Annotated in this window: 15 protein-coding genes and 1 tRNA gene; 4 read left to right on the top strand and 12 right to left on the bottom strand. The window is 64.9% G+C overall.

Translation table 11 applies throughout. The annotated features are described in order from the left end of the window. Positions 1-393: 393 nt before the first annotated feature. On the bottom strand, positions 394-552 hold the full coding sequence (locus MHX64_RS09030) for a hypothetical protein (RefSeq protein WP_239356646.1): 159 nt from the start codon (positions 550-552) through the stop codon (positions 394-396). Positions 553-686: 134 nt separating this feature from the next. Beyond that, positions 687-771 (bottom strand) — tRNA-Leu (locus MHX64_RS09025). Positions 772-915: 144 nt separating this feature from the next. On the opposite strand from MHX64_RS09025, the gene MHX64_RS09020 reads away from it, so the two are divergent. Together MHX64_RS09020 and MHX64_RS09015 are read left to right on the top strand one after the other, a co-directional pair. After that, complete coding sequence (locus MHX64_RS09020) at positions 916-1,368, top strand: hypothetical protein (RefSeq protein WP_239356647.1); 453 nt, start codon at positions 916-918, stop codon at positions 1,366-1,368. Beyond that, positions 1,365-1,742 carry a DUF3817 domain-containing protein gene (locus MHX64_RS09015; RefSeq protein WP_239356648.1) on the top strand — a complete coding sequence of 126 codons (378 nt, stop codon included), beginning with the start codon at positions 1,365-1,367 and terminating at the stop codon, positions 1,740-1,742. The genes MHX64_RS09020 and MHX64_RS09015 overlap by 4 nt, the downstream gene beginning before the upstream one ends. Before the next feature lie 57 nt (positions 1,743-1,799). Here the strand turns inward: MHX64_RS09015 and MHX64_RS09010 are convergent, their stop codons facing one another. The 9 genes from MHX64_RS09010 to clpS all read right to left on the bottom strand — a co-directional run bounded on the left by MHX64_RS09010 (position 1,800) and on the right by clpS (position 8,319). After that, positions 1,800-2,174 carry a lipoprotein gene (locus tag MHX64_RS09010; protein ID WP_239356649.1) on the bottom strand — a complete coding sequence of 125 codons (375 nt, stop codon included), beginning with the start codon at positions 2,172-2,174 and terminating at the stop codon, positions 1,800-1,802. 22 nt (positions 2,175-2,196) lie between these two features. After that, entirely contained in the window at positions 2,197-2,796 is a 600-nt protein-coding gene (gene rdgB, locus MHX64_RS09005; RefSeq protein ID WP_239356650.1) for an RdgB/HAM1 family non-canonical purine NTP pyrophosphatase, read from the bottom strand. Continuing rightward, positions 2,790-3,518: a ribonuclease PH gene (gene rph / locus MHX64_RS09000; protein WP_181888987.1), complete on the bottom strand. Its 729-nt coding sequence runs from the start codon at positions 3,516-3,518 to the stop codon at positions 2,790-2,792. The genes rdgB and rph overlap by 7 nt, the downstream gene beginning before the upstream one ends. A gap of 45 nt (positions 3,519-3,563) precedes the next feature. Then, complete coding sequence (locus tag MHX64_RS08995) at positions 3,564-4,562, bottom strand: Abi family protein (RefSeq protein WP_239356651.1); 999 nt, start codon at positions 4,560-4,562, stop codon at positions 3,564-3,566. A gap of 147 nt (positions 4,563-4,709) precedes the next feature. Continuing rightward, positions 4,710-5,477 carry an MBL fold metallo-hydrolase gene (locus MHX64_RS08990; RefSeq protein WP_181888988.1) on the bottom strand — a complete coding sequence of 256 codons (768 nt, stop codon included), beginning with the start codon at positions 5,475-5,477 and terminating at the stop codon, positions 4,710-4,712. Positions 5,478-5,659: 182 nt separating this feature from the next. After that, entirely contained in the window at positions 5,660-6,469 is an 810-nt protein-coding gene (gene murI / locus MHX64_RS08985) for a glutamate racemase (protein WP_239356652.1), read from the bottom strand. Positions 6,470-6,479: 10 nt separating this feature from the next. Beyond that, positions 6,480-7,100, bottom strand: a complete 621-nt coding sequence (locus MHX64_RS08980) for a rhomboid family intramembrane serine protease (RefSeq protein ID WP_239356674.1) — start codon at positions 7,098-7,100, stop codon at positions 6,480-6,482. A 324-nt stretch (positions 7,101-7,424) separates the two neighbouring features. Further along, positions 7,425-7,964 carry a DUF2017 domain-containing protein gene (locus tag MHX64_RS08975; protein WP_181888990.1) on the bottom strand — a complete coding sequence of 180 codons (540 nt, stop codon included), beginning with the start codon at positions 7,962-7,964 and terminating at the stop codon, positions 7,425-7,427. A gap of 10 nt (positions 7,965-7,974) precedes the next feature. Further along, positions 7,975-8,319: an ATP-dependent Clp protease adapter ClpS gene (gene clpS, locus MHX64_RS08970; RefSeq protein WP_239307514.1), complete on the bottom strand. Its 345-nt coding sequence runs from the start codon at positions 8,317-8,319 to the stop codon at positions 7,975-7,977. A 46-nt stretch (positions 8,320-8,365) separates the two neighbouring features. Here clpS and MHX64_RS08965 point away from each other — a divergent pair, with 46 nt between their 5' ends. Both MHX64_RS08965 and MHX64_RS08960 read left to right on the top strand, forming a co-directional pair. Continuing rightward, positions 8,366-9,712, top strand: a complete 1,347-nt coding sequence (locus tag MHX64_RS08965) for a nicotinate phosphoribosyltransferase (protein WP_239356653.1) — start codon at positions 8,366-8,368, stop codon at positions 9,710-9,712. A 3-nt stretch (positions 9,713-9,715) separates the two neighbouring features. Continuing rightward, positions 9,716-11,680 carry an ATP-dependent DNA helicase gene (locus MHX64_RS08960; protein ID WP_239356654.1) on the top strand — a complete coding sequence of 655 codons (1,965 nt, stop codon included), beginning with the start codon at positions 9,716-9,718 and terminating at the stop codon, positions 11,678-11,680. Here MHX64_RS08960 and MHX64_RS08955 read toward each other — a convergent pair. Continuing rightward, on the bottom strand, positions 11,670-12,377 hold the full coding sequence (locus tag MHX64_RS08955) for a peptidyl-tRNA hydrolase (protein ID WP_239356676.1): 708 nt from the start codon (positions 12,375-12,377) through the stop codon (positions 11,670-11,672). The two genes, MHX64_RS08960 and MHX64_RS08955, sit on opposite strands and share 11 nt — an antisense overlap. Between the last annotated feature and the right edge of the window lie 44 nt (positions 12,378-12,421).

Below are 12,421 nucleotides of genomic sequence, written 5' to 3'. Positions count from 1 at the left end.
ACGAATATTAGCGTCGGTGAAAGTCATCTTCTGGGCGTTCACCGACGCGAACACATTGTCATTATCCTCCGCAGGGTTCTGGGCGTGGCGGTCGATACACCAAGCCCACCCGACGTCGCTAAGCTCCCCAAAGTCTCCATTAAACTCGGGGTAGCTGGCACCTCCGGCCCAGACCAGCTCGGGGCGGATCGTGGTCGTACCATTGGCCTTACTGACCTCTACACCGTAGTTGCCTAATTTTATGTCTTCAGGCTTGAAACTTATGGATTGAGCCGAAGCCTGCGGAGGCGCTCCCAGAATCGTGAATGCCAGCGCGATCGACGCGAGCAGGGAAACGAACACCCCCCACCACGATTTAGTTCTTGCTGGACTATCTAACACAGGCTCCACCTTTCACTCGCCGAGCAGCACGTTGCCAACTCGTTTCCGACGCCCCCACCACGCGAACATGACAATGGCAGGGGTTTTCCAGGAAAACATAACCCGTTGATAAGCGATCTGCAACGGCATTTCAGCAGGTGAAGGGCAGCCGTAAACAAACTGCTCACTCACTTACCTTCGCTTCAGAATTGACGATGGGGCATACCCGTCACGCGCTGGCGAAACTCCTCCAGACAAAAACTCGCTGGCCGATACCCGAGAATTTCTTAGATACGTTGAAGCACCCCCGCTACCCCCGCAAAACTTGGTGCGCCCGGAGAGACTTGAACTCTCACGCCATAAGGCACTGGAACCTAAATCCAGCGCGTCTGCCAATTCCGCCACGGGCGCGTCGTGATGAATAGTACACAGTGGTGTGCGACAAACGTTAACCGGAACCTGAGGGTTTACGGCGACATATATTTAAGGTGCGATTGAACTTGGCAGTCAAACTTTCGTTTGGTCTTTCTCGGTTGCCGGGTAGACTGACCTGCTGTGAGCGAAGAGAACAAGGCAGTTGAGGGCACCGATGCGGTGCCCCAACGCGAGCGGGTCCGGGTGCGCTGGTGGCACATTGTGTTGCTCATCGCGGCGGCCGTGACCTGTCTTCTGCTCGCCCGCTGGCAGTGGCACCGCTACCAGTCCGGCTCGGGCACCTTCCAAAACTTGGGCTATGCCCTGCAATGGCCGTGTTTCGCTGCGTTTTTCGTCTACGCCTACCGCGCAGGCCTGCGGATGGAAAACCAGAAAATTGACGCTGAAAACGCCGGTCTGACCATGGACGACCTCTACGAGGCCGACCTGGCCAAGTATGGCGAGGACAAGTCAGTCACGGCAATTGACGAGGACTTCCTGCCGTCGCGCCCCGAGCTGGACGTGGAGGAATACAACAAGCTCGTGGCCCCGCGCCGAAAACCCAACACTGAAGGTAAAGGTGAATCAGCATGACGCAGCCCATTCCGCAGCCCCAGACTGCTCAGCCCCCACGCATCCACCCGGAACGCCAACGTCGCGTAAAGCAGGCGCTCACGTTTTTCACTATCACCGCGTGGATCACTGGTGTGCTGTTTCTCTTGCTTATCACCCGCATGATCATGCAGTACGGCCTAGACATGAACGTCGATTACTTGTCCTGGGTGGCCCGCGTGCACGGTTTCGCGTTCGTGGCATTCTTGATGGCCTCGCTGAACCTCGGCTCTAAGGCCCGCTGGTCCACTGGCACCTGGATTACCACCGCGATGTCCGGCGTTGTGCCGTTCATGTCTTTCATCGTGGAGGCCAAGCGCCGCAAGGAGGTCAAGGAGAAGTTCCAGCTCTCCTAAGCACAAGACAAAACCCGGCAGGGAAAACCTGCCGGGTTCTTTGCTTTCGGAGAACGTTTACTTCTCGGTGGTCTTGGACAGCACCATGACACCAACCTTTTCCGCCTGGTCGTTTTGCGGGCTCAGGGTCAGGGTGTCGCCGCTGCGCTCGGCGTCGTACTTGAGGTCCTGGTGGGTCAGGGGATCCTCGAGCTTGAACTCCTTGTCGTCGCGCAGGCAGTTCGCCTCGTTGGTTTGGCCGTCGGTCTCGGTCATCTGCCAGTCGCAGTCCTTGCCGTCGATAGTAATGGTGGCGTGGCCGCCACCCTTGCCTTCCTGGGTGGCGGTGATGTCGCCGGTCCATTCGCCGTCGAAATCACCCTTCTGACCGCAACCGGTCAGCAGCGCGCCGGAGGCGAGAACAGTTCCTACAAGTGCAATCGTTTTCTTCATAAGCACACTGTAACGAATTGCGTCACTTCAGCGCTGCTATGTGCGGAGCTAGCGCCCTTAACGCCTTGCCGCGGTGGGAGCGCGCGTTCTTCTCCTCGGCGGAAAGCTCCGCCGACGAGCGGCCGTCGGCGTCTGCCGGTGCAAACAGCGGGTCGTAGCCGAAGCCGTTCTCGCCGCGGGGCTCGCGCAGCAGCTCGCCCTCCCAGCGGCCCTCGGCTGTGAACTCCTGCCCGTCCGGGGAGGCCAGGGCGCAGCAGGACACAAACGCGGCGGCGCGCTCGTTGATGTCCGCCATCTGGGCGAGCAGCAGGTCGTTGTTGGCCTGGTCGTCGCCGTGGTTGCCGGACCAGCGGGCGGACAGTATGCCCGGCATGCCGTTGAGCGCCTTGATGGTCAGGCCGGAGTCGTCGGCCACGCACGGCAGGCCCGTGGCCTTTGCCCCGGCGCGGGCCTTGAGCAGGGCGTTGTCCACGAAAGTGAGGCCGTCTTCGACGGGGTCGGGGTACGACGGAGCGTCGTGAAGCGAAACAAGCTCCACCCCTTCAATGTTGAGCTCGCGCAACACCTGCTCAAGCTCACGCACCTTGCCTTGGTTCCTGGAAGCGACGAGGACCTTTACCATCCCAGCGCCGCCTTCTGCGCCGCGATGAGCTCCTCGCAGCCCTTGGCCGCGACATCTAGCATCTCGCCGAGCTGCTCGCGGCCGAACAGGCCATGCTCGCCGGTGCCCTGGATCTCCACGAAGTTGCCGCCCTCCTGCATGACCACGTTGAGGTCCACCTCGGCGCGGGAGTCCTCCTCGTAGGGCAGGTCCAGGCACACGTGGCCGTCGATGATGCCGGCGGATACGGCGGCAATCGGCTTGAGCAGCGGCTCGCCCGGGACCACGCCGCGCTCCTTGAGCACCGCGATGGCGTCCGCAAGCGCGACGTACGCGCCGGTAATCGAGGCGGTGCGGGTGCCGCCGTCGGCCTGGAGGACGTCGCAGTCGAGCTGGATGGTGTTCTCGCCGAGCTGGCTCAGATCCACCGCGGCGCGCAGGGAGCGGCCCACCAAGCGCGAGATCTCATGGGTGCGGCCCTTGACCTTGCCCTTCATGGACTCGCGCGGCATGCGCTCGTGGGTGGCGGACGGGAGCATGGCATATTCGGCGGTGAGCCAGCCCTCGCCGGAATCCTTCTTGAAGCGCGGCACGCCCTCCTCCACGGAGGCGGTGCACATGACGCGGGTGTTGCCGAACTCCACGAGCACACTGCCCGCCGGGTTAGAAGTGAAGCCGCGGGTGATGCGCACAGGGCGCAGTTGGTCGAAGGCGCGGCCGTCCAGGCGCGAAAAATCAGTCATGCGTCCAAGCGTAACGCAGTTCGGCAATGTCGATTCGTCGGACTTCTACACCCAAGGCGTTTGATTGATCACGTTCGGAGGGCAACCCATTGCGCCAGGGATGGGCAACGAGTTTGCTTGTGCAGAGAGATCGTGCCCCGGGAAATCGGCTCTCAAAAACTCGGAAACAACTCTTTGTAGCGCCTCATGCGGTCCACCCTTGATCACACCGTGCAGGTACTGCAGCATGGATAATTTGAAGAATGTCCGCTCGCGCAACGGTTCGGGATATGCCCGAACCCAGCTCAGGTCTGACCTCGGGTTTCTTGGCATGAGGGGTGCATCATCAACTCGGTTGTACAGTCTCGAGTAATGCGCACAGGTGTTACGCATATAGGCCAGCGATCGCTGCCACGACCCAAGCTCCTTGAACGTCAGCCCAGTATCAAAGGCGATTTTCTCTCTCATCCACTTTGGAAGCAGGTCGTACAAGTTGCGCAACGCTCCCCACTCAAAAGTTTGGACTGCAACCCAAATAGGGAGATCTTCGTCTCGATTTCTATAGTGCTGTACAAAACCCTCTTTGGAGTAATCGATCGATGCGTCGAAGCGGTCCAGCCACTTGGCATAACGCTTTTCCTGGGTTCGATCCCTAATCGGTGAACGCATCTTCAGATCGAGCACTGACGGGTTGTCTAGATGGAGGTATAGCAGCGGGTGCTCACTGCCGATCGTGTGCGCGATGGCGTTACGAAGCCAAATCTCCACTGGCTCCAATGCGCTCAGAGCAGCCTTGCGCAATCGGGTGTCGTGTGCATAGAGACGAACAATGTCGTCGAAGTTTGTCCCATCACGGAATTCATCCATTCGAGCTAGTTCGAACCCGCGGCGCTTCTCCTGATCCGGGAGCGGTTTCCGGAACGAATACCAGTACCCGCTTAAACGGTAATATCCGATGTTTCGCAGCGCTTTTTCGGCTGCTTCGGTATTAGCGATCCGCATCCCCCGATCAGCCAATAAAGCCAAAAGCTCCGCATAGTTTTTAAAAGGTTTCGTTGCAACCACGATTCCCCACCCCCGGAAGTTTGAAAACCGGCCCTGGACTGAATACTCAAAAGGTAGTCGAGCGGAACCGGTCGTTATGGTGATTAAGTTAGCACGCGAGAGCCCTAGTGCCACCATTCGCCCCTTAAAGGGGGGTAACGCAGGCGGTTACGGCTCGAAGGTGGCGCCGGCCTTGCCCAGGATGATCTCGCCGTCAAACTCGGTGCGGGCAGCGGCGAGGACCTCCTCCGGGTCCGTCCACGGCTGGATGTGCACCAGCACCAGGGTCTTCACCCCTGCTTCGCGAGCGATGCGGCCAGCTTCCTTACCGGACAGGTGCATGCCCTCCGCCTTGCCTTCGGAGGTTGCGCCCCAGGCGGCTTCGCAGAGGAAGTAGTCGGCGTTGCGTGCGGCGTCGATGAGCGTTGGCGTGTACCCGGAGTCGCCGGAGAACGTGATGACCTTGCCGGCGGCGTCCTCGATGCGCAGCGCATGCGACTCTTGTGCCGGGTGGATCACGTCGAACGGCGTGATGGTCAGACCGCTGAGTTGCTCCGGCTGCCCGGCGCGCCAGGTGGTGAACTCGAAGGTGTCCGTAAAGTCGTCCTGCTCCCCCGGCGCGTCCGCGCTCATCCGCCCCAAGTGCTCCGGCGCGTACGAGGGGCCGATCAGCCGGTGGCGCTGCTGCGCCGGGGCCGAGGGGTGGTAACGGCGCCACACAAGCAGCGACGGGAAGTCCGAGCAGTGGTCGGCGTGAAGATGGCTGAAGATGACGTGCGCCGCAGACGGGTCGAACCGCTCCTGCATGGCGGCGAGCGCTCCCGGACCGAAGTCCATCACCACATCCGTTTCACCAGGCACGGAGATGACGTAGGAGGAAGCTGGGTTACCGGGCGCGGCCAGGCTCCCGGAGCACCCGAGGATGGTCAACTGCATGGAATCACTCTGCCATGAATGGGGCACATTTTCCTAGTGAATCCTTAAATTCTCCTAGTTGTGTGGCTGACCGAGCCTCATCCCCCAATTAGAGATCCAGCCCACTCAACCAGCATTACAGCTGGAAGGCGGGCTGAACTATTACCCCTGATCAAAACCGCACTCTGACCGGCTGTCAAGCCCTAATCGCGGCCCACGGCGTGCACCGGCGGGGCGAGGAAGCGCCGGGCGAGCGCGTCGAAGGTGTCGGGGTCGCCGGTGGATTCGAAGATGTGGGTGGGGGCGGCAGTGGCGCTATTAAGCATGTCGCCCTCCGTGAGCACCCGCAGCACATCCTTCGAGGTCTCCTCGGCGGAGGAGACGAGCGCGACCTCGTCGCCGATGGCCAGCTGGATCACGCCGGAGAGCAGCGGGTAGTGGGTGCAGCCGAGCACGAGCGTGTCCACGTCCGCGTCGCGCAGCGGCGCCAAATAGCCCCGGGCTACCTCGAGGACTTCCTTGCCGGAGGTCTTGCCCTGCTCCACAAACGGCACGAACTCCGGGCAGGCCTGGGCGGTGACCTCAAGGCCCGGGTGGATGGAAAACAGGTCCTGGTACGCGCCGGACTTCACGGTGCCTTCGGTGCCGATCACGCCGATTTTGTTGTTGCGCGTGGTGGCGATTGCGCGGCGCACGGCGGGCTGGATCACCTCGATGACGGGGATGTCGTAGCGCTCGCGGGCGTCGTGAAGGAACGCGGCGGTGGCGGTGTTGCAGGCGATGACCAGCATCTTGCAGCCGCGTTCCACCAGCTCGTCGGCGATGCGCTGCGAGTGCGCGCGCACGTCCGCGATCGGCTGCGGGCCATAGGGTCCGTGGGCGGTGTCGCCGATGTAGATCAGGGATTCGCCCGGCAGCTGGTCCATCACCGCGCGGGCGACGGTCAGGCCGCCGACGCCGGAATCGAAAAGTCCGATCGGTGCTGAGTTTGGGTTGCCGGCGAAAGTGTTCACGCCGGCAATCCTATCGCTGGCCAGGATTTTGCAACGAACGCGCTTTGGCCTCGCGCTTTGCCACCAGCTCTGGCGGGTCGTCGGAGGTGATCACCATGCCTGCGACCAGGCCGCCGATCGTGCCGAACAGGTGCGCCTGCCAGCTCACGCCCTCCGTGCCCGGAAGCAGCCCGAAGATCAGGCCGGAGTAGAAGAAGCCGAGGATAAGGCCGGTGATGATCTGGCTGATGGAGCGGTTGAAGAAGCCACGGATGATCAGATACGCAAGCCACCCGTACACCAGCCCGGAGGCGCCGATGTGGTTCGTGCCCACACCGCCGAGCAGCCAGGTGCCTAAGCCCCCGATGATCACCACGAACGTGGTGACCTCCCAGAACACACGCTTGCCGGAGTAGCCCACCAAGAACGCGAAGATCGCGCCCGGGATCGAGTTGGAAATGATGTGCTCCAGATTCGCGTGGAGCAGCGGAGAGGTGAAAATGAACGGCAGGGAGGACACGTCCAACGGGTGAATGCCAAACGCCTGCAGCCACGGGAACACCAGCTCCAGGATGAACACGACCCAGATGGTGGCGAGGAAGCCGCCGGCGAGCTTCAGGCCCGTTTGGCGCTGCGCCTTTCGCTTCGACACCCGTTTGGTTCCGGGGGTTTGGTTGTACTGGGGTTGGCCGAACTGGACTGGTTGGCCGTACTGACCCTGCTGCTGCGGGGTCGCGTACGGGTTGTACGGCTGCGCGGGCTCGCTGAACGCCGGCTGCTGCCGCTCCGGGTGCGAGAACGGTCGCTGGAACGGCTTGCCGTAGCCCGGCTGCCCGGTCTGGCCGTAGCCCCAGCCCTCGGGGGTGTGGTTGTGTTCGCTCATCGTGGTTGGAGTCTAGCGGGTTCGCCGGATCCGGGCCGGGTGCGGCTGAGCGGTGGCGGACCGGAGGTCGTCGTAAAGCTGCGGGCGAAACCCCTAGCCCATGAGGGCTTCGAGGAGGGAGTCCTGGCAGAACGCGAGCCAGTCGATGAGGCGCTGGCGGTCCTCGCGCGCGGCCTCGCTGCCGGAGTCGTCCGCGGAGGCGTAGAGGCGCATGTCGTTGAGCGCGGCGATGAACTGGTGCGCCTCGTCCTCCTCGATGGTCACCTCGACGCCGCCGGTGGGGCCGAGCGCGGTGTTGACCACCTGCAGGTTGATCAGCTTGGCCTTGATGATGTCGTTTTCGTGCAGGCTGCGAAGCAGGCCGTTGTCGCCGTCGAACTCCTCGTCGCCCTCGCGCTCGAAGTTGGGCAAAAGGCGCGCCAGGCGCGGGTCCTCGGGTGCCTCGGTGTGGCCGGTGGCGACGCCGAGCATCTCCGCGAACTCGTCCTTCGGCGCGGACTGGGCGCGCGCGATCAGCGCCTCGGACACGGTGGCGGTGAGGTCGCCGATGACCTCGCGCTCCATCGGGCCGAAAACGGTGGTGTATTTCGGCGTCGAGCGCATCAGTCCCTTCTTCTTACGCCACGGCTGCATCGATTCTCCCCTACCCTGCCTGCTGCATCGTGGCCCAAAGCCCCGCGGTGTGCAGCTTCTTCACGTCGGTTTCCACCTTGTCCTTCTCGCCCGAGGAGACCACGGCCTTGCCCTCGGTGTGGACCTGCATCATCAGCTCGGTGGCGCGCTTGCGGTCGTAGCCCAGCACAGTCTGGAACACGTAGGTGACGTAACTCATCAGGTTGACCGGGTCGTCCCACACGATGCACAGCCACGGCAGGTTCTCGCTCGTGGCCACGTCCACGTCGATGGCCTCGTCCAACTCCGGGGTTGCCAGCGGCGAACCCATGCGCTCCGCGCGGCTGGCCGCAGGAAAATCGGCTGAGGAAAACATGTGCACCACCTTACCTTCTCGTGCCTGGAGGGTACGCTGTCTCACCATGAACGACACTCCCACCCACTCCACCGGCACGCGCGGCTCCACCGCGTTTTTCACGGACATGTACGAGCTGACCATGCTCGACGCCGCGATCAAGGACGGCACCGCGCAGCGCGACTGCATCTTCGAGGTCTTCGGCCGCCGCATGCCCAACGAGCGCCGCTACGGCGTGGTCGCCGGCACCGAGCGGGTGCTCGACGCCATCACCAAGTTCCGCTTCACGCAGGACCAGCTGGATTCTGCCGACTTCCTCTCCCCCGAGGCGCGCGAGTACCTGGAAAACTACAAGTTCTCCGGGCAGGTCGACGGCTACCGGGAGGGCGAGCTGTACTTCCCGTACTCGCCGATTATGACGGTGCGCGGCACGTTCGCCGAGTGCGTGATCTTGGAGACGGTCCTGCTGTCCATCCTCAACGCCGATTCCGCGGTCGCATCGGCGGCATCGCGCATGGTCTCGGCCGCGGACGGGCGCCCGATCATCGAGATGGGCTCGCGCCGCACCAACGAGCAGGCGGCCGTCTCCGCCGCGCGCGCGACCTACATCGCCGGCTTCAACGCCACCTCCAACATGGAGGCCTCGCTGCGCTACGGCATCCCCGCCTCTGGCACCTCCGCCCACTCCTGGACGCTGCTGCACGTGGACGAGGACGGCAACCCGGACGAGAAGGCCGCGTTCAAGGGCCAGATCGACTCCCTCGGCGTGGACACCACGCTGTTGGTGGACACCTTCGACATCACCAAGGGCGTGGAAAACGCGCTCGAGGTTGCCGGCACCGAGCTGGGTGCGGTGCGCATCGACTCCGGCGACCTGGGCATCGTCTCTAGGCGTGTGCGCAAGCAGCTGGACGAGGCCGGGGCTTTTAACACCCGCATCATCGTCTCGTCCGACCTGGACGAGTTCGCCATCGCCGGCCTGCGCGGCGACCCGGTGGACGGCTTCGGCGTGGGCACCTCCGTGGTCACCGGCTCCGGCGCCCCCACCGCGGGCCTGGTGTACAAGCTGGTGGAGGTGGACGGCCACCCGGTGGCCAAGCGCTCCTCTGGCAAGGTCACCTACGGCGGCGGCAAGTCCGCGCTTCGCGCCTACCGCTCCTCCGGCGTGGCGGTCGGCGAGGTGATCCACCCGCTCGGCGTGGACGTGCCACGCAAGCCGAACCTGGAGTACCGCGAGATGACGGTGCCGCTGATCCGCGACGGCGAAATCGTGGACGGCCAGCCGGGCATTGAGGAGATCCGCGAGCTGCACGCCGCCGCCCGCAAGACGCTGCCGTGGGAGGGCCTGGCGCTGTCGCGCGGCGAGGTGGCCATCCCGACGAAGTTCGTCGGCTTCCCGGAGCCCACCGAGTAGGCCGTGGCTGCAGACGAACCACTCACCCAGTCCACCACCGACCTGCTCGCCGCCGCGGTCAAGTCCCTCGGCGGGTCGCGCCGCCCCGGCCAGGTCAAGATGGCCGAAGCGGTGACTACAGCCCTCGACTCGGAGCGCCACCTGGCGGTGCAGGCGGGCACGGGCACCGGTAAGTCCCTGGCCTACCTCGTCCCCGCCATCCGCCACGCCCAGGCGCACGGGACCACGGTGGTGGTGTCGACGGCGACGATCGCGTTGCAGCGGCAGCTCGTGGATAGGGATTTGCCCAGGCTTGCAGACGCGCTCGAGCCGCTGCTGCCCGAGCGCCCCACCTTCGCAATCCAGAAGGGCCGCAACAATTACGTCTGCAAGCACAAATTGATGCTTGACGACGCACCTTCGGAGTCCCTCATCGAGGAAGAGGACCTGTCCTGGCTGGGCAAACACGTCAAGCGCGTGGCCGAGTGGGCGCAGGAGACGGAGACCGGCGACCGCGACGACCTGGTCCCCGGCGTGCCGGACATGGCGTGGCGGCAGGTGTCCGTCACCTCCAACGAGTGCCTGGGGGCGACGCGCTGCCCGCACGGCGAGGAGTGCTTCGCTGAGCTCGCCCGCGAGCGCACCAAGGACGTGGACATCGTGGTGACCAACCACGCGCTTTTGGCTATCGACGCACTCGCGGACGTGGCCGTCCTGCCCGAGCACGACGCCGTAATCATCGACGAGGCCCACGAGCTCGACGGCCGCATCACCTCCGTGGCCACCAACGAGATCTCCGCGCGCGCCCTGGCGATGGCCGCCCGCCGCGCCGGCAAGCTGGGCGCGGAGCGCGACACGCTCGAAGGCGTCATCGACGACTTCACCGCCGCCATCGACCTGGAGGCCCCGGGACGCTGGGAGGTCATCTCAGAACCGGCCCGCGGCGCTTTCGCCGCGCTTCGCGACGCCCTGTGGAAGACCCGCACCGCCATCTCCGACGCCCCACCCGGCGAGTCCGAAAACGACCCGGAGAAGTTCGCCGAACGCGCCAACCTGCGCAACCACTTAGAGGACCTGCACGACGCGGTGGTGCGCATCCTCGAGGTCTTCGACGAGCCGGACCCCGCCAAGCACGCGGACGTGGTGTGGCTGACCCGCTCGGAGCGCTACGGCGACTCCGTCTCGGTCGCTCCCCTGTCGGTGGCGGGCCTGTTGCACGAGCGACTGTTCGGCGAGAAGACGGTCGTGCTCACCTCCGCGACGTTGACTGTGGGCGGCAACTTCAACGCCATGGCGGCCGCCTGGGGCCTGCCGCAGGGCACCTGGGACTCGCTGGACGCCGGCACGCCGTTCGACCCGCGCAAGTCCGGCATCCTCTACACCGCGCGCCACCTGCCCACCCCGGGCCGCGACGGGCTGTCCGCGGAGACGTTAGACGAGATCGCGGAGCTGATCACCGCCGCAGGCGGGCGCACGCTCGGCCTGTTCTCCTCCCGCCGCGCCGCGGAGCAGGCCGCCGAAGCCATGCGGGCGCGCCTGCCCTTCGACATCCTGCTCCAAGGCGAGGACTCCACCGGCACGCTGGTGGACACCTTCGCCAAAAACGAGAACTCCTGCCTGTTTGGCACGCTGACCCTCTGGCAGGGCGTGGACGTGCCGGGCAGCGCTTGCTCGCTGGTGATCATCGACCGCATCCCCTTCCCCCGCCCCGACGATCCGCTGCTGCAAGCCCGCTCCAACGCCGCCGACGCGGCGGGCCGCTCCGGGTTCATGGAGGTCTCCGCCACGCACGCCTCCCTGCTCATGGCGCAAGGTGCGGGCAGGCTTTTGCGGTCTGTCGACGACCGCGGGGTCGTCGCCGTGCTCGACAACCGTCTGGTGACCAAGCGCTACGGCTCGTTCATCCGGCGCAGCCTGCCGGCGTTCTGGGACACCACAGACGCGGAAACGGTGCGCGGGGCGTTGCGGAGGCTCGTCGCTAAGCAATAGCGAGCGCTGTGGTGGAACCGGGCGCGACCTCCGTGAAACCGGCGTCGCGCACCGCCACCGCATCCGCGCGCGCGGCGAGCTCCGCGAACTCCTCGCGGGGCAACTCGCGCACGTTTAGCGGGAAGCCCGCCTCCGCCCACCGCTGCACCCAGGCGGTGTCGCGCGCGGCCGCGAGCAGCATCGAGGCGTGGCCGGCCTGGGCCGCTGCCTTGCCCGCGGACATGTGCAGCGACGCGTCGAGCGCGATCAGGGGCACGTGCGGGTCGCGCGGGAGCACCTCCCCCGGCTCGATGTCCGTGCCTTTGATCTGCAGCTTCGCAATCGCGTGCGGGACGTCTGCAACCGCCGAGGGGACGAAGGCGCGCACGTTGCCGACGGTGACGCCGGGCAGCGCCTGCACGTCGTCCCAGGCCTTGTTGCGGGCGCGGCGGGCCACTTTGCGGATGCGGTGGGAGTACCAGGCGTCTAAGGCCTCGCGCCAAAACCCGTCCTCTCCGGCGCGCGGGTCGAGGCACACGGCCACGGCGGCGCGGGCGGCGTCTGCAAGCACCTGGTTGCGGCTCGGCGGGTCCTGCTTGGGCAGATTGATGGCCATCTGCATCGCCTGCACCGTCTGCGGGTCGTCCGGGTCCTCGCTGCGGGCTTTGTAGTCGCCCGACACGCGGTCTGTAAGGAGCTGGTGGGCGGCGGCGATCATCTGCTCAGTCACCGGGGTCAGGGTACTCCTGAATGCCGTGGGCC

This window comes from Corynebacterium sp. ACRPZ, from assembly GCF_022346205.1.
GTDB lineage: Bacteria > Actinomycetota > Actinomycetes > Mycobacteriales > Mycobacteriaceae > Corynebacterium > Corynebacterium lehmanniae.
This window is presented reverse-complemented; position numbering and strand designations above follow the sequence as displayed.